General features: G+C 67.1%; 25 protein-coding genes. 13 read left to right on the top strand and 12 right to left on the bottom strand.

From position 1 onward, the window contains the following. Position 1: 1 nt before the first annotated feature. Both ACSYHF_RS18960 and pdhA read right to left on the bottom strand, forming a co-directional pair. Complete coding sequence (locus ACSYHF_RS18960) at positions 2–1,069, bottom strand: alpha-ketoacid dehydrogenase subunit beta (RefSeq protein WP_005419896.1); 1,068 nt, start codon at positions 1,067–1,069, stop codon at positions 2–4. Continuing rightward, positions 1,062–2,144, bottom strand: coding sequence for a pyruvate dehydrogenase (acetyl-transferring) E1 component subunit alpha (pdhA, locus tag ACSYHF_RS18955; protein ID WP_134956059.1), 1,083 nt, complete (start codon positions 2,142–2,144; stop codon positions 1,062–1,064). Before pdhA ends, ACSYHF_RS18960 begins: the two co-directional genes overlap by 8 nt. A gap of 335 nt (positions 2,145–2,479) precedes the next feature. On the opposite strand from pdhA, the gene ACSYHF_RS18950 reads away from it, so the two are divergent. The 4 genes from ACSYHF_RS18950 to ACSYHF_RS18935 all read left to right on the top strand — a co-directional run bounded on the left by ACSYHF_RS18950 (position 2,480) and on the right by ACSYHF_RS18935 (position 7,033). After that, the gene (locus tag ACSYHF_RS18950; RefSeq protein WP_005419892.1) at positions 2,480–3,355 is read left to right on the top strand and encodes a tryptophan 2,3-dioxygenase; all 876 of its coding nucleotides are present in this window, start codon (positions 2,480–2,482) and stop codon (positions 3,353–3,355) included. A gap of 181 nt (positions 3,356–3,536) precedes the next feature. Then, positions 3,537–5,036 carry a peptide MFS transporter gene (locus ACSYHF_RS18945; protein WP_005419890.1) on the top strand — a complete coding sequence of 500 codons (1,500 nt, stop codon included), beginning with the start codon at positions 3,537–3,539 and terminating at the stop codon, positions 5,034–5,036. 19 nt (positions 5,037–5,055) lie between these two features. Continuing rightward, a complete protein-coding gene (locus ACSYHF_RS18940) occupies positions 5,056–5,661 on the top strand; it encodes a thioredoxin family protein (protein WP_069138720.1) in 606 nt (201 codons plus the stop codon). A gap of 232 nt (positions 5,662–5,893) precedes the next feature. Continuing rightward, complete coding sequence (locus tag ACSYHF_RS18935; RefSeq protein ID WP_447575926.1) at positions 5,894–7,033, top strand: hypothetical protein; 1,140 nt, start codon at positions 5,894–5,896, stop codon at positions 7,031–7,033. A gap of 81 nt (positions 7,034–7,114) precedes the next feature. On the opposite strand, the gene ACSYHF_RS18930 is transcribed toward ACSYHF_RS18935, so the two are convergent. Beyond that, positions 7,115–7,606 (bottom strand): MarR family winged helix-turn-helix transcriptional regulator, encoded by a 492-nt coding sequence (locus ACSYHF_RS18930; protein ID WP_005419884.1) that lies wholly within the window; start codon positions 7,604–7,606, stop codon positions 7,115–7,117. Between the two features lie 129 nt (positions 7,607–7,735). On the opposite strand from ACSYHF_RS18930, the gene hppD reads away from it, so the two are divergent. Together hppD and hmgA are read left to right on the top strand one after the other, a co-directional pair. Beyond that, positions 7,736–8,848, top strand: coding sequence for a 4-hydroxyphenylpyruvate dioxygenase (gene hppD / locus ACSYHF_RS18925; protein WP_181453257.1), 1,113 nt, complete (start codon positions 7,736–7,738; stop codon positions 8,846–8,848). Positions 8,849–8,933: 85 nt separating this feature from the next. Continuing rightward, complete coding sequence (gene hmgA, locus ACSYHF_RS18920) at positions 8,934–10,232, top strand: homogentisate 1,2-dioxygenase (protein ID WP_111129228.1); 1,299 nt, start codon at positions 8,934–8,936, stop codon at positions 10,230–10,232. A gap of 84 nt (positions 10,233–10,316) precedes the next feature. On the opposite strand, the gene ACSYHF_RS18915 is transcribed toward hmgA, so the two are convergent. Then, positions 10,317–10,850, bottom strand: coding sequence for a hypothetical protein (locus tag ACSYHF_RS18915; RefSeq protein ID WP_065197057.1), 534 nt, complete (start codon positions 10,848–10,850; stop codon positions 10,317–10,319). 125 nt (positions 10,851–10,975) lie between these two features. On the opposite strand from ACSYHF_RS18915, the gene ACSYHF_RS18910 reads away from it, so the two are divergent. Both ACSYHF_RS18910 and ACSYHF_RS18905 read left to right on the top strand, forming a co-directional pair. Beyond that, a complete protein-coding gene (locus ACSYHF_RS18910) occupies positions 10,976–11,632 on the top strand; it encodes a hypothetical protein (protein ID WP_197598691.1) in 657 nt (218 codons plus the stop codon). Positions 11,633–11,704: 72 nt separating this feature from the next. After that, complete coding sequence (locus ACSYHF_RS18905; protein WP_065178872.1) at positions 11,705–12,670, top strand: sodium:calcium antiporter; 966 nt, start codon at positions 11,705–11,707, stop codon at positions 12,668–12,670. 135 nt (positions 12,671–12,805) lie between these two features. Here the strand turns inward: ACSYHF_RS18905 and ACSYHF_RS18900 are convergent, their stop codons facing one another. The 8 genes from ACSYHF_RS18900 to ACSYHF_RS18865 form a co-directional block, all read right to left on the bottom strand. After that, positions 12,806–13,195, bottom strand: a complete 390-nt coding sequence (locus tag ACSYHF_RS18900; RefSeq protein WP_134955696.1) for a Na+/H+ antiporter subunit G — start codon at positions 13,193–13,195, stop codon at positions 12,806–12,808. Beyond that, positions 13,192–13,476 (bottom strand): K+/H+ antiporter subunit F, encoded by a 285-nt coding sequence (locus ACSYHF_RS18895; protein WP_005411334.1) that lies wholly within the window; start codon positions 13,474–13,476, stop codon positions 13,192–13,194. Before ACSYHF_RS18895 ends, ACSYHF_RS18900 begins: the two co-directional genes overlap by 4 nt. After that, on the bottom strand, positions 13,473–13,979 hold the full coding sequence (locus ACSYHF_RS18890; protein WP_005419867.1) for a Na+/H+ antiporter subunit E: 507 nt from the start codon (positions 13,977–13,979) through the stop codon (positions 13,473–13,475). Before ACSYHF_RS18890 ends, ACSYHF_RS18895 begins: the two co-directional genes overlap by 4 nt. Further along, entirely contained in the window at positions 13,976–15,511 is a 1,536-nt protein-coding gene (locus ACSYHF_RS18885) for a monovalent cation/H+ antiporter subunit D (protein WP_095378393.1), read from the bottom strand. The genes ACSYHF_RS18890 and ACSYHF_RS18885 overlap by 4 nt, the downstream gene beginning before the upstream one ends. After that, entirely contained in the window at positions 15,508–15,900 is a 393-nt protein-coding gene (locus ACSYHF_RS18880; protein ID WP_005419863.1) for a Na+/H+ antiporter subunit C, read from the bottom strand. Before ACSYHF_RS18880 ends, ACSYHF_RS18885 begins: the two co-directional genes overlap by 4 nt. After that, entirely contained in the window at positions 15,900–18,728 is a 2,829-nt protein-coding gene (locus tag ACSYHF_RS18875; RefSeq protein ID WP_053497699.1) for a monovalent cation/H+ antiporter subunit A, read from the bottom strand. The genes ACSYHF_RS18880 and ACSYHF_RS18875 overlap by 1 nt, the downstream gene beginning before the upstream one ends. Before the next feature lie 332 nt (positions 18,729–19,060). Then, positions 19,061–19,546 (bottom strand): Mpo1 family 2-hydroxy fatty acid dioxygenase, encoded by a 486-nt coding sequence (locus ACSYHF_RS18870; protein ID WP_053497697.1) that lies wholly within the window; start codon positions 19,544–19,546, stop codon positions 19,061–19,063. Positions 19,547–19,681: 135 nt separating this feature from the next. Next, positions 19,682–20,608, bottom strand: coding sequence for a phosphoribosylaminoimidazolesuccinocarboxamide synthase (locus ACSYHF_RS18865; RefSeq protein ID WP_032954595.1), 927 nt, complete (start codon positions 20,606–20,608; stop codon positions 19,682–19,684). A gap of 141 nt (positions 20,609–20,749) precedes the next feature. Here ACSYHF_RS18865 and ACSYHF_RS18860 point away from each other — a divergent pair, with 141 nt between their 5' ends. The 5 genes from ACSYHF_RS18860 to trpE all read left to right on the top strand — a co-directional run bounded on the left by ACSYHF_RS18860 (position 20,750) and on the right by trpE (position 25,128). Continuing rightward, positions 20,750–21,079 carry a J domain-containing protein gene (locus ACSYHF_RS18860; RefSeq protein ID WP_005419845.1) on the top strand — a complete coding sequence of 110 codons (330 nt, stop codon included), beginning with the start codon at positions 20,750–20,752 and terminating at the stop codon, positions 21,077–21,079. Between the two features lie 30 nt (positions 21,080–21,109). Next, positions 21,110–21,787 (top strand): ribulose-phosphate 3-epimerase, encoded by a 678-nt coding sequence (rpe, locus tag ACSYHF_RS18855; protein ID WP_005419843.1) that lies wholly within the window; start codon positions 21,110–21,112, stop codon positions 21,785–21,787. A 12-nt stretch (positions 21,788–21,799) separates the two neighbouring features. Continuing rightward, positions 21,800–22,282 (top strand): GNAT family N-acetyltransferase, encoded by a 483-nt coding sequence (locus ACSYHF_RS18850; RefSeq protein ID WP_032954593.1) that lies wholly within the window; start codon positions 21,800–21,802, stop codon positions 22,280–22,282. Positions 22,283–22,516: 234 nt separating this feature from the next. After that, positions 22,517–23,452, top strand: a complete 936-nt coding sequence (gene yegS, locus ACSYHF_RS18845; RefSeq protein WP_111129234.1) for a lipid kinase YegS — start codon at positions 22,517–22,519, stop codon at positions 23,450–23,452. Between the two features lie 200 nt (positions 23,453–23,652). After that, positions 23,653–25,128, top strand: coding sequence for an anthranilate synthase component I (gene trpE, locus ACSYHF_RS18840; RefSeq protein WP_065178876.1), 1,476 nt, complete (start codon positions 23,653–23,655; stop codon positions 25,126–25,128). Positions 25,129–25,147 lie beyond the last annotated feature (19 nt).

Raw genomic sequence — 25,147 nt, 5'->3', positions numbered from 1 at the left:
GTCAGCCGGCCGCCACCGCGCGCTTGGCCGCCGCCACGATCCGCTCAACGCTCGGCAGGTACTTCATTTCCAGGCGGAACAGCGGAATGTGGGTGTCGTAGCCAGTGACGCGCTCGACCGGGGCCAGCAGGTCGTAGATCGATTCCTCGGCCAGGCGCGCGGCGATCTCGGCGCCGAAGCCCGCGGTCTTCGGGGCCTCCTGCACGATCACGCAGCGGCCGGTCTTGGCCACCGATTCGGCGATGGTGGCGAAGTCCAGCGGGCGCAGCGTGGCCACGTCGATGACTTCGGCACTGATGCCTTCCCCGGCCAGCTTGTCGGCCGCTTCCAGGGCTTCCTTCACCTGCGCGCCCCAGGTCACCAGGGTCACGTCGGTGCCGTCGCGCAGCACGAAGCAGACGTCCAGCGGCAACGCTTCGCCGTCGTTGACGACCACTTCCTTGTACTGGCGGTAGATGCGCTTGGGCTCCATGTAGATCACCGGATCCGGCTCGCGGATCGCGGCCAGCAGCAGGCCGTAGGCACGCTGCGGCGACGACGGCAGCACCACGCGCAGGCCCGGCACGTTGGTGAAGATCGCCTCGTTGGCTTCGCTGTGGTGTTCCGGCGCGCGGATGCCACCGCCCCACGGCACGCGCAGCACCATCGGGCAGTGCAGGCGGCCGCGCGTGCGGTAACGCAGGCGTGCGGCGTGGCAGACGATATGGTCGACCATCGGGTACATGAAGCCATCGAACTGGGCTTCGGCCACCGGCTTCATGCCTTGTGCGGCCAGGCCGATGGTCAGGCCGGCGATGGTGGTTTCGTCCAGCGGGGTGTCGAGGATGCGGTCCGAGCCGAAGCGCTGCTGCAGGCCGGCAGTGGCGCGGAACACGCCGCCGTTGACGCCCACGTCCTCGCCCAACACAAGCACCGACGGATCGTGTTCCAGCTCCCAGGCCAGCGCCTGGGTGATGGCTTCAATGAGGGTGATCGGGGTGGTGGTCATGCTGTCATCTCCGCGCGCGACTGCAGCGCTGTCGGCGGCGTTGGTGTGCGCGCCGGGCGCGCCGTTCTTGATCTCATCCATGGCGCTTCTCCAGGGCGATCGCCTGGGCACGCTGGGCCAGCAGGTCCGGCGGCGGATCGGCATACAGGAAGTCGAACATCGCCTCGACCGGCTGCACCGGCGTGTTGAGGTACAGGTTCACTTCCTCGTCCACGCGCGCGCCGCACTCGGCGGTCCAGGCGGCTTCTTCTTCCTCGCTCCACACCCCGGCGTTGATCAGGTACTTGCGCAGGCGCAGCATCGGCTCGCGCTGCCAGGCATCCTTCACTTCGGCATCGTCGCGGTAGCGGCGCGCGTCATCAGCGGTGGTGTGGTCGGACAGGCGGTAGGTCATCAGTTCCAGCACGGTGCCACCGTCGCCGGCCAGCGCACGTTCGCGCGCCTGTTCCATTGCCGCCAGCACCGCGATCAGGTCGTTGCCGTCCACCTGCAGGCAGTGCAGGCCGCCCGCCAGGCCCTTCTGCGCCAGCGTTTCGGCACCGGTCTGGGCCGAACGCGGCACCGAGATGGCCCAGCCGTTGTTGACGATGCACAGGATCAGCGGCAGCTTGTAGGCGCCGGCCGAGTTCAGTGCCGCGTAGAAGTCGGTCTTGGAGCTGCCACCGTCGCCGCACACGGCCACGGCGATCTGCGGTTCCTTGTTGAGCTTGAACTTCAGCGCGGCACCTGCCGCATGCAGGCACTGGGTGGAAATCGGCACGCAGAACGGGAAGTCCTTGGCCGCGTTGCCGCCGTAATCGTTGCCGCGTTCGTCGCCGCCCCAGTACATCAGCACGTCGTGCGGGCGCACGCCACGCATGAACATCGCGCCATACTCGCGGTACGAAGGCGCGAACACGTCGTCCTTCTGCATCGCCGCGCCGATACCCACGTGCGCGGCTTCATGGCCCAGGCAGGCGGCATACGTGCCGAGCTTGCCGGTGCGCTGCAGCGCGATGGATTTGCTGTCGAACGTGCGTACGAACAGCATCTGCTTGAACAGCGGTACCAGGACCTTGGGGTCGCGCAGCGACACGGGCAGGTCGTCACGGACGAGCGTGCCGTCCGTGTCCAGGTACTGCAGGTATTCGATCTTGAATTCAGCGGCAACCGTCATTGCGTACTGCACCTTCGACAGAGAAGTTACAAATGATATGAATCGCCATGTTAAGGAACGCGTACGGAATAGCCTTCCTGCGCCGCAACACGGAGATTCCCCGTTTTACCCCTGCCGGCGGGTGGGGGGCCAATAACAACAACGTATTCAGTCGTTGCTGCAAAGCATCAGAATACGCCTCTGGCTGACTGCCGGTACAACGGCGCGGACGGTTCCACGCGCAGGCCGGTGGTCGGCCGATGCTCCACGGCCAGCCGCACGCCCCGGTATGGACCGGGCGGCTGCCAGCGCGGCGGCAACGCGCTACCCTTGCCGCCCCCGATCTGGTCCCGCCCATGTCCGTCGACAACAACCAACGCGATCTCGAAGCCGGCATCCACACCGACCTGCAGGGACGCCTGACCTACGGCGGCTACCTGCGGCTGGACCAGCTGCTCAGCGCGCAGCAGCCGCTGTCCAGCCCGCCGCACCATGACGAGATGCTCTTCATCATCCAGCACCAGACCTCGGAGCTGTGGCTGAAGCTGCTGGGCCATGAGCTGCGTGCCGCAATCGGCTTCCTGCAGCGCGATGAAGTCTGGCAGTGCCGCAAGGTGCTGGCGCGCAGCAAGCAGGTGCTGCGCCAGCTGACCGAGCAATGGTCGGTGCTGGAAACGCTGACCCCGTCCGAGTACATGGGCTTCCGCGACGTGCTGGGCCCGTCGTCGGGCTTCCAGTCGCTGCAGTACCGCTACATCGAGTTCCTGCTGGGCAACAAGAACGCGCAGATGCTGCAGGTGTTCGAGCATGACCCGGCCGGGCAGGCGCAGCTGCGCACCGTGCTGGAGGCGCCCAGCCTGTACGAGGAATTCCTGAAGTACCTGGCCCGCTTCGGCCATGCCGTGCCGGCGGTCTACGAGGCCCACGACTGGACCCAGCCACACGTGGCCGACGACGCATTGCAGCCGGTCTTCGAGCGCATCTACCAGGACACCGACCGCTACTGGCGCGAGTATGCGCTGTGCGAGGACCTGGTGGACCTGGAGACGGCTTTCCAGCTGTGGCGATTCCGACACATGCGCACCGTGATGCGGGTGATCGGCTTCAAGCGTGGCACCGGCGGTTCGTCCGGCGTGGGCTTCCTGGCCAAGGCGCTGGAACTGACCTTCTTCCCCGAGCTGTTCCAGGTGCGCACCAGCCTGCAGGCCGCGCCCCCGGCAGCGCTGGGCTGATCCCCATTCAGCTTGGTTCCCGGCCTGCGGCTGGATCGTTTCAGATGCAAGTTCAGGGAGCAGGCTGCCACCTGCCTCAAACGGCGTGTATTTGACGTGAACGCCAGAAGTCGGTGATCCTCGCGCGTTGCTCCAACTGCACAGCGGACGTGCTCGTCATCCACCGAACCAGGAAATCCGCATGAGCGTAAACGCCACTGCGAACACCCCAGAGCCGGCACTGCCGGACTTCAAGACCACGCTGGGCCACCCGCGCCCGTTGTGGATGCTGTTCATGACCGAGTTCTGGGAACGCTTTGCGTTCTACGGCATCCGCTGGGCGTTGGTGCTCTACATCGTTGCCCAGTTCTACAACGGCAGCGCTGCCGGTGAAGGCGACGCCAGCCGCATCTATGGCGCCTACCTGGCCCTGGTGTACGCCGCGGCCATCTTCGGCGGCTACGTGGCCGACCGGGTACTGGGCTACCAGCGCTCGATCCTGACCGGCGCGATCATCATGGCCGCCGGCCTGTTCATGATCTCGCTTCCGCAGGAGCACATCTTCAAGCTCGGCCTGGCCACGATCATCGTCGGCAACGGTCTGTTCAAGCCCAACATCTCGACCATGGTCGGCAAGCTGTACGGCCTGAAGGACGAGCGCCGCGATTCGGGCTTCACCATCTTCTACATGGGCATCAACATCGGCGCGATGATCGCCCCGGTGCTGACCGAGTACCTGGCCCGCAAGGTGTTCGGTACCGATGCGATGCCGTCCTACAAGGTCGTGTTCATCGCCTCGGGCGTGGGCATGCTGATCTCGCTGGTGTGGTTCTACATCGGTCGTGCCGGCCTGAAGGGCATCGGCGCACCGCCGGCCGGCGCGGAAGGTTTCGGCCGCATCATCATGGTGCTGGCCGGTGCCGTGGTCGCCATCCCGGTCGCGTACTTCCTGCTGGCCACCGGCGCCACCGCGCTGGCCTGGATCCTGGGCGCGATGTTCACCGCGCTGGCCGTACTGCTGCTGGTCGAGGGCATCCGCGAAGGCAAGGTGCAGCGCGACCGCGTGATCGCCATGCTGATCATCTTCGCCTTCAACGTGATGTTCTGGATGTTCTTCGAACAGGCCGGCAGCTCGTTCACCTTCCTGGCCGAGAACATCGTCAACCGCCAGTTCGGCAGCTGGACCTTCCCGACCGCGTGGTTCCAGTCGGTCAACTCGGTGGCGATCATCACCCTGGCCCCGGTCATCGCCTGGATCTGGGTGGCGATGGGCCGCGCCAATCCGTCCATCCCGCGCAAGTTCGGCCTGGGCCTGCTGTTCAACGGCGCCGCCTTCGCGCTGCTGATGTTCGCCCTGTCGCAGATGGTGGTGGACGGCAAGATCCCGTTCTGGACCCTGTTCATGGTCTACGTCATCCAGTCGGTGGGTGAGCTGTGCCTGTCGCCTATCGGCCTGTCGATGGTGACCAAGCTGGCCCCGGTGCGCCTGGTCGGCTTCGGCATGGGCGGCTGGTTCCTGTCCACCGGCATCGGCAACAACCTGTCGGGCATCTTCGCTGGTGTGGTCAGTGGTGAAGGCGGCATGACGGTCGAGTCGGCCCTGAAGGGGTATACCTTCGGGTTCTGGGCCCTGATCGGCTCCGGCGTGGTGCTGTTCCTGATCGCCCCGCTGATCAACAAGCTGATGCACGGCGTCAAGTAATGAAGCGAGGGTAGAAGGCATGCGCAGCAAGCTCGGTGGTGCAATGGTGGTGGTCTGTGCGGCGCTGATCGGCGCCTGTTCCCAACCGCAACCGCCTGCCACCGCCGAGCCCACGCAGCCCCTGGATACCCGGCCCACCGAGCCACCGGTCGCTGACCCCAGCGAACCGGTGGCCTCGGGCAACACCCCGGTGGCGGCGGACATTGCCGCCATCGCCGGGCTCGGCGCGCAGTTCGACCCGGCCCGCGACCCCGCCGATGACCTGGCCACCGCCAAGGTGGAAGCCCAGCGCGGCAAGAAGCGCATCCTGCTCGAGATCGGCAACGCCGCCTGCGATCGCTGCCGGGCGCTGGACGAAATGGTCGAGGGCAACGGCGACCTGCGCCGCTTCCGCGACGCCCACTACGTGTGGGTGAAGGTCAACGCCAGCGACGAACAACCCAACACCGCCTTCTTCGCCCAGTTCCCGGTGATGGAGCGCGACTACCCGCACCTGCTGGTACTGGACGCCGATGGCAGCCTGCTGGTCTCGCAGGCCACCGGCGAACTGCGCAGGGGCGAAGCCTTCCAGCCTGCGCGGGTGAGCGCGTTCCTCAAGCAGTGGGCACCTGATAAACCGGAGTAGGGTAGTGCCGGCCGCTGGCCGGCAGCTGTGGTGGGGGCCGACCGCTGGCCGCCTACCCCGGTGGGTGCCGACCGTTGGTCGGCACTGACATCGGGTCGCATCCACGCCTTGCGCGGATCTACTGCGCGCCCCGTCACACTCTCTGAATCCGTGTCTCAACTTCACCGTGAGCACGCCGTTACCGGCAAGGACTTCAGTCGACGCCCCGTCGACGCAACCTACCGGAACGCCCATGCACAGCGACCACGCCGAACGATTGCCCGAACCTGCCAGCCACCTGGCCGAGGGTGGGGCAGGCGAAGGCGTGACCCTGCCGGCGCAGGAAACCCTGTTGGACGACGCCGGCACCGGCGAGGAAACCGTCGAACTGGCACCACCACGCCACCGCCTGCCGCAGATCGCGCTGCCCGACAACGTGGTGCTGAAGGGCGCGGTGCAGAATCTGGTCGAGCAGAAGGCGCGGCTTGATGCGCTGGCGGCCGAGGGCCAGCTGGCCGGGCTGCTGCCGCCGGAATGGCAGGGCCATGGCGCGCGCGCGATCGAGCTGTCCACCTTCATCCAGGGCGTGCTGCCGTTCCTGCAGACCGGGGAGCGTGGCGAAACTGCGCCTGCCCGCCTGCCGGTGCGGCACGTGCTGGGGGATGACAGCCGATGGGGCCTGGAGGATGTCGCCGAGCCGAAGTCGTTGGCGTGGTACCTGGCCTGTGATGAGCGCGCCACTGCGGGCAGCAAGGACGTGGCGGAGGCGTACCTGGTGGGTGCGCTGGGCCTGGCGTGGATGCAGGAAGGGCGCAGCCGCCCGGGCTTCCTGCGTGCGATGGGCCAGGACAGTCTGGCGGCGCGGGTGACCATGCTGGGTTATCCGCCCGCCAACGAACTGGCGCTGTACAACGTCAGCGCGCATGGACAGCCGCAGATCTGGTGCGTGCATGGCCGCCGCCGCATGCGCCCGCTGGTGGCGCCGTGGCTGAGCGTGCCGCTGCTGACCGCTTACGGCGTGCCGGCCCCGGTGGCGTGGCCGTCCAGCTTCCCAACGGTGGAGGCCGTGGCCGAACTGCTGGCGACCGTCCGCCCGGGGCGCGCGCTGCCGGAAGTGGATCTGGGCAAGGTAGTGGCGAAGATCGCCGAGGATGCCGCGTCCGACGCCTGGCAACCGGTCAGCCTGCTGCAGCTCAATACATGGTCACCGCGCTGGCATTTCTTCCTGGGCACCTTCGTCGGCCTGCCGTCGCTGCTGCTGGTGGCTGCGGCGCTGGCGCTGCCCGGGGCCGTCGAAGCCGCCACGGTTGCCGCCTCGCTGGGCTTCGCCGGCGGCGCCATCGCAGCACTGGCCGTGCCGTGGATCCACGCACGGCGCAAGCACCTGAGCTGAAAAAAGGGGACGGAGGGGATTAAGTCGTTTCAGGCACACCTGTGCTCATTACGACTTAATCCCCTCCGTCCCCTTTTTCTTTCAGACCCCTTCGCCCATCCGCTCCAGGCCTTCGCCGGCCAGGCGCAGGATCAGCTTTTCCAGCACCTGCTCTTCCTCCTCGCTCAGCACCGACATCAGCTTGCGGGTGATCTCGATCACCATCGGCGCGATGGTCTCGTACACCTCGAAACCGGCGGCCGACAGCGCCAGTACCGAGCGGCGGCGGTCGTCGCCATGCGTCTCGCGCTTGATGAAGCCGCGCTCCAGCAGGCGGGCCACGGCGCGGCTGACCGCCACCTTGTCCATCGCCGTGCGGTCGGAGACCTCGCTGGCCGAGGAGCCCGGGTACAGCGCCAGGATGGTGATCACCCGCCACTCGGGGATCGCCAGACCGTAACGATCGCCGTACAGCTTGGCGATGTTGCCGCTGACCCGGTTTGACAGCACGCTCAGCCGATACGGCAGGAACTGTTCCAGGTCGAGCAGGACGTGCGAGGCACGCAGGCGGGTCGAGGCGGGATCGGGGCTCATGTTGCGGTGCACCTTGCTGGTGGTTTCAAGTGTAACTATAAGGGGTAGGTCCAGACCCTGCATTCTCGCCGGGTCCCTACCTGCCCGCACCTGGTTTGTACCGATGCGGTACCGATTCGGAGCCACGCCATGAATACCGCAGTCCCGACCGCCTCGCACCCCAACCCCGGCATGCAGGTCACCACCTTCGAGAACCCGATGGGCATCGACGGTTTCGAGTTCGTCGAATTCGCCGCCCCGGCCGGCCGCGGCCAGGAGCTGCACGAGTACTTCCGGAAGATGGGCTTCAGCGCGGTGCTCAAGCACAAGCAGCGTCCGATTACCGTCTATCGCCAGGGCGACGTCAACTTCCTGGTCAATGAAGACCCCGATTCGTTCGCCGCCGACTTCGCCGAAAAGCACGGTCCGTGCGCCTGCGGCTTCGCCATCCGCTTCAAGAAGCCGGGCCAGGAGGTCTACCAGGCCGCGCTGGGCAACGGCGCCGAAGCCATCGCCTTCAAGCCGGACAGCAAGGCGGTCAGCGCGCCGGTCATCAAGGGCATCGGCGACTGCATGCTGTACCTGGTCGACCGCTACGGCGCGGCCGGCAGCGTCTACGACGGCGACTACGAGCCGATCGCCGGTGCCGACCTGCACCCGGTGGGCTTCGGCCTGACCTTCATCGACCACCTGACCCACAACCTGTACTTCGGCAACATGCAGCAGTGGTCGGACTACTACGAGCGCCTGTTCAACTTCCGCGAGATCCGCTACTTCGACATCAAGGGCCTCAAGACCGGCCTGGTGTCCAAGGCGATGACCGCGCCGGACGGCATCGTGCGCATCCCGCTGAACGAATCGTCCGACCCGAAGAGCCAGATCAACGAGTACCTGGACGCGTACAAGGGCGAGGGCATCCAGCATATCGCCTGCTTCACCGAGAACATCTATGAGACCGTTGAAGCGATGCGCGCGCAGGGCGTGGACTTCCTCGACACGCCGGAGACCTACTTCGACGTGATCGACCAGCGCGTGCCGAACCACGGTGAAGACGTACCGCGCCTGGCCAAGAACAAGATCCTGATCGATGCCGATCCGGAAACCCACCAGCGCAAGCTGCTGCAGATCTTCACCCAGAACTGCATCGGCCCGATCTTCTTCGAGATCATCCAGCGCAAGGGCAACGAGGGCTTCGGCGAAGGCAACTTCACCGCGCTGTTCGAGAGCATCGAGCGCGACCAGATCCGCCGCGGCGTGCTGTAAGGTCTGCAGGCAATGTCGGCTTCCGGTTGACATTGCCTGTCCGAATGGTAGTGCCGGCCGCTGGCCGGCCATCTCTGGAGTTCCCATGTCCCCCGCCATCATCGCCCGCGGCTACCAGTCCGGCTTCGGCAACGAATTCGCCACCGAGGCCGTCGCCGGCGCGCTGCCGGTCGGGCAGAACTCGCCGCAGAAGGTGGCCCACGGCCTGTACGCCGAACAGTTGACCGGCACCGCCTTCACCGCGCCGCGTGGCAGCAATCGCCGCAGCTGGCTATACCGGATCCGCCCGGCGGTGACCCATGGCGAGTTCACTCCGTTCGCGCAGTCGCAGCTGCAGTGTGATTTCGGCGCACAGCCGCCTTCACCGAACCAGCTGCGCTGGAGCCCGCTGCCGCTGCCGGAGCTGCCGACCGACTTTGTCGAAGGCCTGTACACGATGGGTGGCAACGGCTCGCCCGACGCGCATGCCGGCGTGGGCATCCACCTTTACGCTGCCAACCGCGACATGGTCGGCCGCTACTTCTACGACGCCGACGGTGAACTGCTGATCGTGCCGCAGCTGGGCGCACTGCGCCTGCTGACCGAGCTGGGCGTGATCGAGATCGAGCCGCAGCAGATCGCAGTGATTCCGCGCGGCGTGCGCTTCCGCGTCGAGCTGCCGGACGGCCCCAGTCGCGGCTACATCTGCGAGAACTACGGTGCGCTGCTGAAGTTACCCGACCTGGGCCCGATCGGTTCCAACGGACTGGCCAATCCGCGCGACTTCGAGACCCCGCACGCAGCGTTCGAGGACATCGACGGTGACTTCGAGCTGATCGCCAAGTTCGAGGGCCGCCTGTGGCGTGCGCCGATCGACCATTCGCCGCTGGACGTGGTGGCCTGGCACGGCAATTACGCGCCGTACCGCTACGACCTGCGCCGCTTCAACACCCTCGGTTCGATCAGCTACGACCACCCGGATCCGTCGATCTTCCTGGTGCTGCATTCGCCCAGCGACACGCCGGGGACCAGCAACATGGACTTCGCGATCTTCCCGCCGCGCTGGCTGGTGGCGCAGAACACCTTCCGCCCGCCGTGGTTCCACCGCAACATCGCCAGCGAGTTCATGGGCCTGGTGCATGGCGCCTACGATGCCAAGGCCGAAGGCTTCGTGCCGGGTGGCGCGTCGCTGCACAACTGCATGAGCGGCCACGGCCCGGACGCGCCGACCTTCGACAAGGCGTCCAATGCCGATCTGTCCAAGGCGGACGTGATCAAGGACACGATGGCCTTCATGTTCGAGACCCGCGCGGTGATCCGCCCGACCGCACAGGCGCTGGCCGCCGGCCACCGCCAGGGCGACTACCAGCAGTGCTGGAACGGCCTGCGCAACAACTTCCGCTGACCCGAAAAAGGGGACGGAGGGGATTAAGCCGCAATCAGCACACGTGTGCTTGAAACGACTTAATCCCCTCCGTCCCCTTGTTCTTCAGGCCACCTCGGCGAACGCGTCGCAGTGCTCCAACGGCAGCGCTTCCAGCAGGCGTTGGCGTACACGCTGGCAATAGCCTTCCGAAGTCAGCCCGGGCAGCACCCGCATCGCCGAGTGCAGCACCTGCAGTACTTCACTTTCGGCGCGTGCCTGCTGCAGGTCGCGGAACAGCGCCGCCGCCTGCGGGTGGCGCTGCATTTCCAGGATGCCCAGCACATAGATGCGCGCGGACACCAGCGAGCGGCGGCGTTCGACCGCTGTGGCAGCAGCTGCGGCAGGTGTCGCGGGCTGCGGCTCTACCGTGGCTGCCGGCGGCGGTGGCGGGGCTGCGGCACCGGTGCCGGTGCTCAGGTAGCCGGCCTGCACCAGCTGGATGACCATCGCGGGCGCATCCTGGCCGAGCAGACCGGTCAGGTCGGTGATGCTGCGTTGGCCGTCGCACAGGATCAGCAACCGGCGCTGGCGCATGTCCAGCGGCGCGCGATGGGCCTGCAGCGCGGTTCGGGCGAGTTCGGTCTTGCGCGGTAGCATGGAAGGGACAGCCAGGTCGGTGCATGCCGAGCCTGAACGAGGGCGATGAAACCGCGATGACAATGCAGCGCCTGCACGCGCGCTGCGCTAGCGTGCAGCTACCTTCGTGCCAGGGAACCGCACCGATGAAGCACCTCCCGATTGCTGGTCTGTTGCTCCTTTCGCTCGCCGCCTGCAGTGGCGGCCCCGACAAGCAGGGGGCGGCCGGCAGCGGTAGCGACACTCCGGCGGAAACCGCCTCGGCGACCGGCCCCGCCCAGTCGACGGATCCTGATCTGGCGGCCCGCCCGGCGAACGACCTTCGCAAGGACAGTCCCGCCCGCCTGGACGGCTTCGCGGGTGCGAAGCTGGGGGCGGGCATCGCCGACGTGCGCGCCGGCTTCGGTACGCCGCTGCAGGGTCTGGGCACCGATGCGGCGGGCAAGCCGCTGCCGGCTGACGACAGCAGCGACGGCTGCTACTTCCTGCGCCCGCAGGATGCCGAAGATCCGCGCCTGATGATCGAAGGCCGCAAGCTGGTGCGCTACGACGTGCGCAGCGCCGCCATTACCGCCCCGGGCGGCGGCAAGGTCGGCATGACCCTGGGCGAGCTGCAGGTGCTGTATCCCGAGCGCGCTGACGTCGGTCCCGACAAGTACGACGAGAAGGCCCAGCACCTGCGCGTGCGGCCGGCGCAGGAGGGCGGGGCAGTGATCGACTTCGCGCTCGGTGCCGATGGCCGGGTGGGGGCCTGGCGGGTCGGGCAGACCCCGCAGGTCGACTATGCGGAAGGCTGTGGCTGATCCTTGATCCATCGCCCAGCCATGCGCTTGGGCCAAGCGTAGAATCGCGCCACCACTGCTGGGGAGTGCTCGATGATCGCCATTGCCATTGCCTGGTTCCTGCTCGGCCTGCTGCTGCTGGCACTGGGCGGGGACTCCATCGTCAAGGCCGTCTCTGGCCTGGCCCAGCGCTTCGGGGCCAGCCCGTTCACTGCCGGGCTGCTGCTGCTCGGGGTGACCACCTCGTTGCCGGAACTGGCGGTCAACGCACGTGCGCTGGCGGTCGGCCAACCGGAGCTGGCACTGGGCAATGCAGTGGGCAGCAGCATCGTCAATCTGGGCTTGACCCTGGCGGTGGCCGCCGTCGCCGCCCCCCTGCTGCTGCGCGCGCGCCTGCAGGCGGTGCTGTGGTGGTCGCTGCTGGCGGCCGCCGTGCTGCTGATCCTGTTCGGCCTGGATGGTCACCTGGTGCGCTGGGAAGGCGGCGTGCTGGTGGCGGGCTTCATCGTCGTGCAGGTGCTGCTGCTGCGCCGCGGCCGCGTCGAGAGCGCCGAGGTGCAGGCCGCCATCGCCGAATCCGCGCTGAGCCGCACCAGCCTGCCGTTGAACGTGCTGCGCGTGTTGATCGCCGCACTGACCCTGTACTGGGGCGCGCGCCTGGTGGTGGGGGCTGCCGCCGACTTCGGTGCCGCACTGGGCTGGACGCCGTTGCTGGTCGGCCTGCTGCCGGTGGCGATCGGCACCGCACTGCCCGAGGTGGCCACCGCCATTGCCGCCTCGCGTCGCGGGCATGGCGACATGGTGCTCGGCCACGTGCTGGGTTCCAGCGTGGTCAACCTGCTGCTGGTGATCGGCGCGATGGCGATGTTGCAGCCGTTGGCCTTGCCGGCCTCGTTCGTGCGCCTGGAACTGCCTGCGCTGTTGGCGTTCGCGCTGGTGCTGTACCCGATGCTGCGCGGCGACCTGAAGATCAGTCGTGGCGAAGGCGGGATCCTGCTGGTCGCGTTCGTAGGCTGGTTCGTGCTGGAGCTGCTGCTGGTCGGCGCACCGGCGTTGTAGATCCACGCCATGCGTGGATGCAGTCGATTTCGTGCCGACCAACGGTCGGCACCCACCACCGATCACCCGGTGGGTGCCAACCTTGGTTGGCGCTCGCGCAAACAATGCGCCGACCAAGGTCGGCCGCTACCGGATTTACCGGCTCTGCGTGGTCTCTTCTTCCCGCACCGGTTCCGGCGGCGGCAGCTGCTCCTCGGCGGCCGGCTCGTTGCCCGGCAGGCTGGGGCGGGTTTCCATCAGCAGCGACAACGCCGCCTTGGCCATCATGTGCGCGCTGATCGGTGCGGTGATGAACAGGAACACGGTGATCAGCAGCTCGCGTGGCTGCGGGTCCTGGCCGAGGAAGATGTGGTAGCACACCGAGCACACCAGCACGCAGCCCACGCCCAGCGTGCTGGCCTTGGTCGGTGCGTGCAGGCGCTTGAAGAAGGTGGACAGCTTCACCAGGCCCAGTGCGCCGACCAGGATGAAGAAGCAGCCGAACAGCAGCAGGATCGACAGGACGATCTGGATCGCGGTGATCATTCGACGATGTCCCGGCGCAGCACGAACTTGCTCAGCACCACGGTGCTGCCGAAGCCGAGCATGGCGATGATCAGCGCCGCCTCGAAGTAGATCGGCGAGTTGAGGTACATGCCGAACAGCATCAGCTCAGCGATCGCGGTCACCGACAGCGTGTCCAGCGCGAGGATGCGGTCGGGCACGGTCGGCCCGCGCAACAGCCGCCAGGTGGCCAGCAGCATCGCCAGGCCGACCACGTGCATGCACACCACCAGGGTGGTCTGGATGACTTCAAAACCGGTCATGGGAAGATCTCCATCAACGGCGCCTCGTAACGGCGCTTGATCGTATCGATCAGGTCCTGCGGGTCCTCCAGGTGCAGCACGTGCACCAGCAGGTACTTGCGGTCGTCGCTGAGCGCGGCCGAGACCGTGCCCGGGGTCAGCGTGATCATGCTGGTCAGCGCAGCGATGCCATGGATGTTGGCAATGTCCAGCGGCAGCCAGATGAAACCGGGGTGGATGTTCTTCTCCGGCCCCAGTACCTGCAGGGCGACACGGATGTTGGACATCAGGATGTCCCACAGGGTCACGCACAGCAGTTTCGGCAACGGGCGCAGGGTGCCGATGCGGGCGAACTCGCGGTCCAGGCGTGCGGCGAACAGCGGCACCACCACGCCCAGCAGCAGGCCCAGCACGATCTGGCCAAGGGTGAAGCTGTCGGACATCAGCAGCCAGAACGCCACCACCATGATGCTCAGCATCGGCGACGGAATCAGGCGACGGAACAGGGAGCGCTGGGCGGTCATGGCTGGCGGATCTCCGGTGCAGTCGCACGCAGCTGCTGCACGTACTCGCTGGGGTGCAGCAGCTGCGCGGCGGTGGCGTCGGTGTAGCGCATCAGCGGTGCTGCGGCCAGGGTCATGCCGATGCCGTAGGCCAGCAGGATGCAGGCCGCGTACAGCTCGACCCGGCGCAGCCGCGCCTTGCGCGGTACCGGCGCTTCCGGATCGACCGGTGGCACGCGCCAGAACAGGCGGATGCCCCCCCGGGTCAGGCCCATGATCACCAGCAGGCTGCTGACCAGAACGGCGGTCCAGACCGGGCCGGTGTACTGCGCCGGCATGCCGGCCAGCAGCGCAGCCTTGGCCAGGAAGCCGGACAGCGGCGGCAGGCCGGCCACCGACACCGCGCCGATCAGGAACAACACGGCGGGCGTCTCCTTGCCTGGCATCGGCGCGACCACTTCCTTGCGGTCGCTGGCGCCACCGCGACGGCGGCGGATCAGGTCGGCAACCAGGAACAGCGCGGCAGCGACGAAGCTGCTGTGTGGCAGGTAGTACAGGCCAGCCGAGAGCACCTGTGGCGTGCCCACCGAGAAGGCGATGAACAGCGTAGCCGCCGACACGATCACCAGGTAGGAGATCAGTACGCGCAGGCGGGTCGCGGCCAGCGCGCCGAGGCCGCCCAGCACCAGCGTCGCGACGCCGGCCCACAGCAACCAGTCGCGGCCATAGCCGGCCATCGCGCCGGCATCGTCGCCGAACCACAGCATCTGGATGCGCAGCACCGAGTACAGGCCGACCTTGGTCATGATCGCGAACAGTGCGGCCACGGCGGCCGGCGCGCGCGAATAGGCTTCCGGCAGCCACAGGTACAGCGGCATCAACGCGGCCTTGGCGCAGAACACCAGCAGCAACAGGCCCATCGTCGCCTTCACCAGGGTCAGCTGTGCCGGCGGTACCTCGGCGATGCGCTGCGACAGCTCGGCCATGTTCAATGAGCCCAGCGAGGCATACAGCAGGCCCAGCGCGACCAGGAACAGGGTCGAGGCGGTGACGTTGAACACCACGTAGTGCAGGCCGATGCGCATGCGGAGGCCGCGGCCACCACTGAGCAGCAGGCCGTAGGAGGCGATCAGCATCACTTCGAAGAACACGAACAGGTTGAAGATGTCGCCAGTCAGGAACGCACCGTTGAGACCGACCAGCTGGAACTGGAACAGCGCATGGAAGTGCGGCGCGCGGCGGTCCCAGCCCGAGCAGGCGTGCAGCAGGCAGGGAATGGCCAGCAGCAGGGTGGTCAGCAGCATCCACGCCGACAGCCGGTCGGCCACCAGCGCGATGCCCAGCCGCGACGGCCAGTCGCCAAGCAGGTAGACGTTGATTTCACCACTGGCCGTGGTGGCAAACAGCAACCCGACCGCCAGCGCCAGCGCCGACAGCGCGGTCCAGGCCACCGCCCGCTGCACCCTGGGGCCATAGCGGCGGTGTTCGACGAACAGCGACAGCGCCGCACCCAGCAGCGGAATCAGGATCGGCAGGATCACCAGGTGGTTCATGCGCGGTCCTCGCCCTGGCGCGGCGGCACGCGCTCATCCTGCAGGTCGTCATCCGGCTCGTGGGCATCCACGTGGTCGCTGTGGTTGTCGCTGCGGCTGCGCATGGCCAGCACAATGCTCACCGCGGTCATCGCAAAGGCGATCACGATCGCGGTCAGCACCAGCGCCTGTGGCAGCGGGTCGGTGTAGTTGCCCAGGTGGCTGTCCACGCCTTCCTGCAGCACCGGCGCCTTGCCCAGCACCACGCGGCCGCCGGCGAAGATCAGCAGGTTGGTGGCGTAGGACAGGAAGGTCATGCCGAGGATCACATCGAAGCTGCGCGCACGCAGCAGCAGGTAGATGCCGATGGCGGTCAGCACGCCGATCGCGGTAGCCAGGGCCAGTTCCATCAGTGCATCTCCCCGGTGCGTGCCGAGCGGCGTTGCAGGTCGATCTCACCCTTGCGGGCGGTGCGGGTTCGCGACGGCTTGATCGTGCCCATCATCGACAGCATCAGCATGGCGCCGCCGAACACCACCAGATAGACGCCGATGTCGAAGCCGATTGCGCTGGCCAGCGGTACGTCGCCGATCAGCGGCAGGTGCAGGTCGAGATGGCCGCTGGTCAGGAACGGCACGCCGAACAGCATCGAGGCGCTGCCGCTGAGCAGGGCGATCAGCAGGCCCATGCCGATGCAGCGGATGTAGTCGAAGCCGAAGCGCGACTCCACCGATGCAGTGCCTTGGATCACGTACTGGATCAGCAGCGGCACTGCCAACACCAGGCCGGCGATGAAGCCGCCACCCGGTGCGTTGTGCCCGCGCAGGAACAGGAAAATCGACACGGTCAGGGTCAGCGGGAACATGATCTGCGCCAGGTCGGCCGGCACCGGCAGCTTGATCGGCGGGCCGGGCATGATCTGCTCCGGTGCCATCCGCGTACGCCGCAGCAGCGCATGCACCACCAGCGCGGCGATGCCGAACACGGTGATCTCGCCGAAGGTATCGAAGCCGCGGAAGTCGACCAGGATCACGTTGACCACGTTCTGGCCGTAGGCCTCGGGCAACGCGCGGGCGAGCAGCTCGCCGGCCATGGTGTTCGGCGGCAGGGTCATCGCCGAATAGGCCAGCGCGCCAAGCCCGGCACCGGCGATGATCGCGATCACCGCATCGCGGCGCTTGCGCCAGCGCGGCCGCTCCGGGCCGGACTGCGCAGGCAGGTAGTTCATGCCCAGCAGCATCAGCACCAGCGTCACCATCTCCACCAGCAGCTGGGTGAGGGCCAGGTCGGGCGCGGACAGGAACACGAAGGTCAGCGCCACCATCAGGCCGACGCCGCCGACCAGCAGCACCGCCAGCAGGCGCTGCTTGTAGATGCGCAGGGTGGCGACCGCGCAGGCCATCATCACCAGCCACAGGGCCCAGCCCAGCAGCGGAATCGGCTGCGGCGCGGTCCAGTTCGGCGAGGCTGGGTTGGCCACGAACGGCGCAGCGGCAACCACGATCGCCACCAGCACCAGGCCCAGCAGCATGCGCTGCAGGCTGCCATTGGCGATGCCATTGGTCAGGCGCATCGCCAGCGCGGACACGGCGTCCAGCTGGGCGTGGAACACATTGCGGCCCGTGCTGACATTGGTCACGGCATGCAGGTTGATCAGCCTGCGCAGGCCGAAGTACAGCGCCACGCCACCGACCACGCCGATCGCGCTCATCGCCAGCGGCAGGTTGAAGCCGTGCCACACCGCCAGGCTGTATTCGGGCATGGCGGTGCCGAGGATCGAGGCCGCAGCGGCGTGCAGCACCGGCGCGACGGTCAGTGCCGGTGCCACGCCCACCGCCACACAGATCACCACCAGCAGCTCCACCGGCACCTTCATCCAGCGCGGCGGCTCGTGGGGCACGCGGTCCAGGTCGTGCGGGCCAGCGCCGAAGAAGGTGTCGTGCACGAAGCGCAGGCTGTACGCCACGCCGAACACGCCTGCCAGCAACGCCGCGATCGACACCGCCGTGCGCATGATGCCCGGGCCGCCGGCCGTAATCGCTTCGGCGAACAGCATTTCCTTGGACAGGAAGCCGTTGAGCAGCGGAATCCCGGCCATCGCCAGCGAGGCGATGATCGCCAGCGCGCTGGTGAACGGCATCAGCCTGCGCAGCCCCCCCAGCTTGCGCATGTCGCGGGTGCCGGTTTCGTGATCGATGATGCCGGCGGCCATGAACAGCGAGGCCTTGAAGGTGGCGTGGTTGAGGATGTGGAACACGCCGGCGACCACCGCCATCGGCGTGGACAGGCCGAACAGCAGGGTGATCAGGCCCAGGTGGGAAATGGTCGAGTACGCCAGCAGGCCTTTCAGGTCGTGCTGGAAGATCGCGTTCCAGGCACCGATCAGCAGGGTCAGCGCGCCGATGCCGCTGACCGTATAGAAGAACAGGTCGCTGCCGGCCAGCGCCGGATGCAGCCGCGCCAGCAGGAACACGCCGGCCTTCACCATGGTGGCCGAGTGCAGGTAGGCCGAGACCGGGGTCGGCGCTGCCATCGCGTGCGGCAGCCAGAAGTGGAACGGGAACTGCGCGCTCTTGGTGAAGATGCCGGCCAGCACCAGGAACAGGGCGTACGGGTACAGCGTGCTGGCGCGGATCTGCTCGCCGGCGGCCAGCACCACATCCAGGTCGAAGCTGCCGACGATGCGGCCGATCAGCAGCACGCCACCGAGCAGGGCCAGGCCGCCGCCGCCGGTGATCACCAACGCCATGCGCGCGCCTTCGCGTGCGTCCTGGCGGTGCGACCAGAAGCCGATCAGCAGGAACGAGCTGATGCTGGTCATTTCCCAGAAGATCATCAGCAACAGCAGGTTGCCCGACAGCACCATCCCCAGCATGGCGCCCATGAACAGCAGCAGGTAGCAGTAGAAGCGGTGCGCGTTGTCCTGCTGGCTCAGGTAGTAGCGCGCATACAGCACCACCAGGGCGCCGATGCCGAGCACCAGCCCGGCGAACATCCAGGCCAGCCCGTCCAGGCGCAGGGTGAAGTCCAGCCCGATCTGTGGAAGCCAGGGGACCAGGGTGCGGACCACCTGGCCATCGAGTACTGCCGGGGTCAGCCAGCCGAGGATGGCCAGCCCGCCCAACGGCGCAAGTGCCGCCAGCCAGGCAGCAGTCGAGCGCGAACTACGGGGGAAGGCCGCAACAGCCGCTGCCATCAGGAACGGCAGGGCCAGCAGCAGGGGCAGGCTGGGGAGCATGCAGGGAATCCATGATTCACGAGCAGGTCAGGGAGAATAACAGGCTGCGAAATGTCGCCGAAACCCATCGAACAGCGATCAATTGCATGTAACGTTCGCTGATTCATTTTTTCTGCGGCGCAACATCACGTTCCTGCGGTCCCTCCCGGGTTGCTCTCGGGGGACACCCTACGCCCACGCAGGGAGACCGCAGGCCCTGTCGCACAGGGGCTGCCGTCAACGGACGGGAAGCGGGGAGCGGGTCACCGGCGCAGGCTGGCAGGGCCGCCGTGGAGTGTGGGTGATGGAATTCGCCCGTTCAGGAAACGACGGCCGCTGTCGGCCGCCCGCGATCAGTAGCGCCAGTCGAGCTTGCGATAGAACTTGGCCATCACCCAGGCCGGGCCGATCAGCAGGTAGGTCAGGTCGGTCAGGAAGCTGGGCTTGCGACCCTCGAACGTGTGGCCGATGAACTGCGCGATCCAGGCCACCACGAACACGCCCACCGCCAGCCAGCGCAGCGCATGCAGGCCGATCTCGGCCTCCAGCAGGCGGCACAGGCAGCCGAACACGAAGAACTGGACGAGCATGCCGATGCCCAGGGGGCGCGACAGCTTGTTGTAGAAGCACCAGGCGCTGAACATCGCGAACGCCGACCAGATGCCGTACTGGAACCAGGTGATCAGCGGCGGCAGGCACCACAGCAGGGCCACCACCGACCACAGGATCGCCGGCACCGCCACCACGTGGATGCGCTGGTTGATCACGTTGCGGTGGTCGTCGGAGTAGCTGGCGAAATAGCGGTCGATCGGCCGCGCAAGCTCGGTGGATGTCTGCATGCGGCCAGCATACTCCCGCCGGGCCCGTCAGTAGAGCCAGGCCATGCCTGGCTGCAGGTGTTCGTCGACGTTGCCGGCCAGCGGCCGGCACTACCGAACGCGCCCCCAGCCTTTCCGGCCGGGGGCGCAGGCGGATCAGTCGACGCTGATCCCGGCCAGGCGCTGCAGCGCCTCAGCGTACTTGGCGCGGGTGCGCTCGATGATGTCGGCCGGGATGTTCGGACCCGGGGCGGTCTTGCCCCAGTCCAGCGTCTCCAGGTAATCGCGCACGAACTGCTTGTCGTAGCTCGGCGGGCTGGTGCCCACTTCGTACTCGTCGGCCGGCCAGTAACGCGAGGAATCCGGCGTCAGCATCTCGTCCATGATGTACAGCCGGCCATCGGCGTCGGTACCGAACTCGAACTTGGTGTCGGCCAGGATGATGCCGCGCTCGCGGGCGTAATCGGCGGCGAACTTGTAGATGCGCAAGGTGGCGTCGCGCACCCGCTCGGCCAGTTCCGCACCGACCTGCTTCACCATCGCGTCGAAATCGATGTTCTCGTCATGGTCGCCGACCGCGGCCTTGGTCGAGGGCGTGAAGATCGGCTCGGGCAGCTGTTCGGCCTGGCGCAGGCCATCGGGCAGGTCGATGCCGCTGACCTTGCCGGTGCGCTGGTAATCCTTCCAGCCGCTGCCGATCAGGTAGCCGCGGGCGATCGCTTCCACCGGCACCGGCTTCAGCTTGCGGGTGACCACCGCGCGCTTGGCGTACAGTGCCGGGTCCACGCCTTCGGGCAGCACGCTGGCCACGTCGATGCCGGTCAGGTGGTTGGGCATCAGGTGCGCAGTCTTGGCGAACCAGAAGTTGGAGACCTGGCAGAGCATCTCGCCCTTGCCCGGGATCGGGTCGGGCAGGACCACGTCGAACGCCGACAGGCGATCGGTGGCCACCATCAGCAGGTAGTCGCCCGGCGGGGTCCCTGCGGGCAGCCGCTCGCGCGGGATATCGAACACATCACGCACCTTGCCGCGGTGGCGCAAGGGCAGGCCGGGGAGATCGGATTGCAACAGCGTGGTTGGCACGGGCACTCCTGGGGCGTTGTCGATACGGCTGCCCAACGGACCCGGCGGGCCCGCTGACCAGCGGGCGGCCTAGTGTAAAGCCCTCCGGGCCCGCTGTGACGTAAAATGAGCGTCCATTTCGTCGGTCGACCCCGGAGCGCCATGCGCTGGTACGGAAAACTGCTCGGATTCATCGCCGGCGCCCTGCTGTTCCGGCCCAATCCGCTGTTCGGCGCGGTGGTCGGCCTGCTGATCGGCCATGCCTTTGATTCGGACTGGTTCCGCCTGAACAAGGAGAACCCGTACCGGGAGCTGGGGCTGACTTCCGAAGCCACCGATGCCGAGATCGAACGCGCCTACCGCAAGCTGATCTCGCAGTACCACCCCGACAAGCTTGGCGGCGCCGCCCCCGAGCTGCAGCAGCAGGCCGAGCAGAAGTCGCGGCGGATCAATGCCGCCTACGACCGCATCAAGTCCCTGCGCAAGCGCTGACCCACTTTCCCCTCGTTGCAAGGCCCGGCCATGTCCCACTGCCTCATCGCCCCCTCCATCCTGTCCGCCAACTTCGCCCGCCTCGGCGAGGAAGTCGACAACGTCCTCGCTGCCGGTGCGGACTGGGTCCACTTCGACGTGATGGACAACCACTACGTGCCGAACCTGACCATCGGCCCGATGGTCTGCCAGGCCCTGCGCAAGCACGGCGTCACCGCGCCGATCGACGTGCACCTGATGGTCGAGCCGGTGGACCGCATCATCCCGGACTTCGCCGAGGCCGGTGCCACCTACATCAGCTTCCACCCGGAGGCGAGCCGGCACGTGCACCGCACCATCCAGCTGATCCGCTCGCTGGGCTGCAAGCCGGGCATCGTGCTCAATCCGGCCACCCCGGTGGACATCCTCGACTGGGTGCTGGATGACCTGGACCTGGTGCTGCTGATGTCGGTCAACCCGGGCTTCGGCGGCCAGGCCTTCATCCCCTCGGCGCTGGACAAGCTGCGCGTGGTGCGCAAGATGATCGATGCCAGCGGCAAGGACATCCGCCTGGAGATCGACGGTGGCGTGAAGGCCGACAACATCGGTGAGATCGCTGCCGCCGGCGCCGATACCTTCGTCGCCGGCTCGGCCATCTTCAACGCCAGGACCAGCTACCAGGACGTGATCGCGCAGATGCGCGCGAACGTCGCTGCGGCACGGGGCTGAGCCATGAGTACGGTGGCCGTGTTGAACATCCGCCCGGCCACCATGGCCGATGCTGGCCTGATCCTGCATTTCATCCGCGAGCTGGCCATCTACGAGAAGGCCGAGCATTCGGTGCAGACCGATGAGATCGGCATCGCCGAAAGCCTGTTCGGACCCGATGCCACTGCACGTGCACTGATCTGCGAAGCCGGTGGTGAAGCGATCGGCTATGCGGTGTATTTCTACAACTACTCCACCTGGCTGGGCCGCAAGGGCATCTACCTGGAAGACCTCTATGTCAGCCAGGAAAAGCGTGGCGCGGGCGCCGGCAAGGCGCTGCTGAAGTACATCGCACGCCAGGCCGTGGCCGAAGGCTGCGGCCGTTTCGAATGGTCGGTGCTGGACTGGAACACTCCGGCCATCGAGTTCTACACCGCCGCCGGCGCCAAACCGCAGGACGAGTGGACCGTGTACCGGCTGCAGGGCCAGGCATTGCACGATTTCGCCAACGGGTGAGGCGTGTGGTGGGTGCGAACCTTGGTTCGCACTCCCTGGGTACCCGCCCCCCAAAAAAAAGCCACGCCAATCACTGGCGTGGCCTCGCTGCATGCGTGGGAGGCTGATCCTGCCTCCATCCGTCGTCCCTGCTATGGCCTTCCATTCTCCAGCAGCTGAATGACACCTGCGTGACATTCACTGCGGGCAAACAGTGCATTGCTAGCCTGTGCCGCCCTGACCTGGAAGTACCGCATGACCACCCCGCGCTGGCGCCTGATCCTCAACGGCAAATCGGCTGGCAACGATGAACTGCGCGACGCCGTGGGCCATTGGCGCGGGCAGGGCGTGCAGCTGGAGGTGCGGGTGACCTGGGAAGACGGTGACGCCGAACGCTACGTTGCCGAGGCCATCAATCATGGCGTGGACGTGATCGTGGCGGCCGGTGGCGATGGCACGCTCAGCGCGGTGGCCGAGACGCTGGCCCATCGTGAGGAACCGGCGGAAGCGCTGCCTTCGCTGGCGTTGATTCCGATGGGGACCGCCAACGACTTCGCCACGTCGGCAGGCATTCCCACCGAGCCCGGCGATGCCCTCGCGCTGATCGGCCAGGTGCCGGCACGGTCCATCGACCTGTTGCGCGTGGATGCCGATGGCACGCCCTGGTGGTGCGCCAACCTCGCCAGCGGTGGCTTCGGTACGCAGGTGACGGTGGAGACCGATGCCGGATTGAAGAAGATGCTCGGTGGGCTGGCCTACGTGATCACCGGCATCGCCAAGCTGGGCCGCATCGAGCCGATCGCCGCGCGGCTGTCCGGCCCGGATTTCGCGTGGGAAGGTGACTTCATCGCGCTCGGCATCGGCAATGGCCGGCAGGCCGGCGGTGGCCAGCAGCTGTGCCCGCAGGCACTGATCGATGATGGACTGCTGGATGTGACCGTGCTTCCGGAACTGGAAGGGGAGGTCGCCGCCACCCTCGGCCAGATGCTGAAGTCCGGTACCCAGGCCGCACTGGAACAGCTGGCCACACGGGCGCGGCTGTCGTGGCTGCAGATCGATGCGCCCAAGGCGCTGACCCTGAATCTGGACGGCGAACCGGTGCAGGCCCGTCGCTTTCGCGTCGAGTGCGTGCCGGGCAGGGTGCGGATGCATCTGCCGACCGGATGCCCGTTGCTGGAGGGGCAGGGGTAGAGTCATCGGTCCCCGTGGCCACTGCGGGCGTCCGGTGGTTCAGTTTCCCAGGGTTCCCCTGCCGCGCAAGCTGCGATACAGTCAAGGGGTGTCCAGCCTGACGACCCCGCATACTCTTTCTTCCGCACGCCGTTGGTGGCGATGGTGGCCCGTTGCCGTCGTCCGCCCCCATAACGCTGTGTCCCGGAAGGAAAGTCGTCTTGAACTCGCACGCTCAGTTTCAGCAGCAGGCCGCTGAAGGCCACACCCACATTCCCGTCGTCCGCGAAGTGCTGTCCGACCTGGACACGCCGCTTTCGGTCTATCTGAAGCTCGCCGACGGCCCCAATACCTACCTGTTTGAATCCGTCGAAGGCGGCGAGCGCTTTGGTCGTTACTCGATCATCGGCCTGCCGGCGCGCCGCGTGTATGCCTTCCACGGCCATACGCTGACCGTGCGCGAAGACGGCCAGGTGGTGGACACCCGCGAGGTAGCCGATCCCTTCGCCGAAGTCGAGGCGCTGCGCAGCGCCCACTCGGTGCCCAAGCTGGAAGGCCTGCCGGGCTTCACCGGCGGCCTGGTCGGCTGGTTCGGCTTCGAATGCATCGGCTACATCGAGCCGCGCCTGGCCCCGCCGGCTGGCCGTGATGAGCTGGGCACGCCGGACATCCTGCTGCTGGACTCCAACGAGCTGGCGGTATTCGACAATCTCAAGGGCCGGCTGTACCTGATCGTGCACGCCGACCCGCGTGTCGACGGTGCCTTCGAGCAGGCGCAGGCGCGACTGGATGCCCTGACTGCGAAGCTGCGTGCGCCGGGTGCCGGCTATCCGGCGCCGCTCAACAGCGACGTGCTGGACGAATCGGATTTCGTCTCCGGCTTCACCCGCGAAGGCTTCGTCGATGCGGTTCAGCGCAGCAAGGAATACATCCGCGCCGGTGACATCTTCCAGGTGGTGCTCAGCCAGCGCCTGAGCGTGCCGTTCAAGGCGCGCCCGGTGGATGTGTACCGCGCGCTGCGCGCGTTGAATCCCTCGCCGTACATGTATTTCCTCGATGTCGGCGACCTGCAGGTGGTTGGTTCCTCGCCGGAAATCCTGGTGCGTTTGCAGGATGGCGAAGTGACCGTGCGCCCGATCGCCGGCACCCGCCCGCGTGGCGCCACGCCCGAGCTGGACCTGGCACTGGAAGCCGAGCTGCTGGCCGATCCGAAGGAACGTGCCGAGCACCTGATGCTGATCGACCTCGGCCGCAACGATGCCGGGCGCGTCTCCAGGGCCGGTACCGTGGAAGTGGGCGAGCAGTTCGTGATCGAACGCTACAGCCATGTCATGCACATCGTCAGCGAAGTGACCGGCCAACTGCAGCCGGGCCTGAGCTATGCCGACGTGCTGCGCGCCACGTTCCCGGCCGGCACGGTCAGCGGCGCGCCAAAGATCCGCGCGCTGGAAGTGATCCGCGAACTGGAACCGATCAAGCGCAACGTCTACGCCGGCAGCATCGGCTACATCGGCTGGCACGGCGATGCCGATACCGCGATCGCGATCCGCACTGCGGTCATCAAGGATGGCCGCCTGTACGTGCAGGCCGGCGCCGGCATCGTCTACGACTCGGACCCGGACAAGGAATGGGACGAGACGATGAACAAGGGCCGTGCGCTGTTCCGCGCCGTCGCCCAGGCCGCCAAGGGCCTGTGAGTTTCCCCGTGCCGTGGCC

This window comes from Stenotrophomonas maltophilia group sp. P373 (assembly GCF_053295075.1).
Note: the sequence above shows the minus strand (reverse complement) of the source record. Positions and strands in the feature narration are given on the sequence as shown.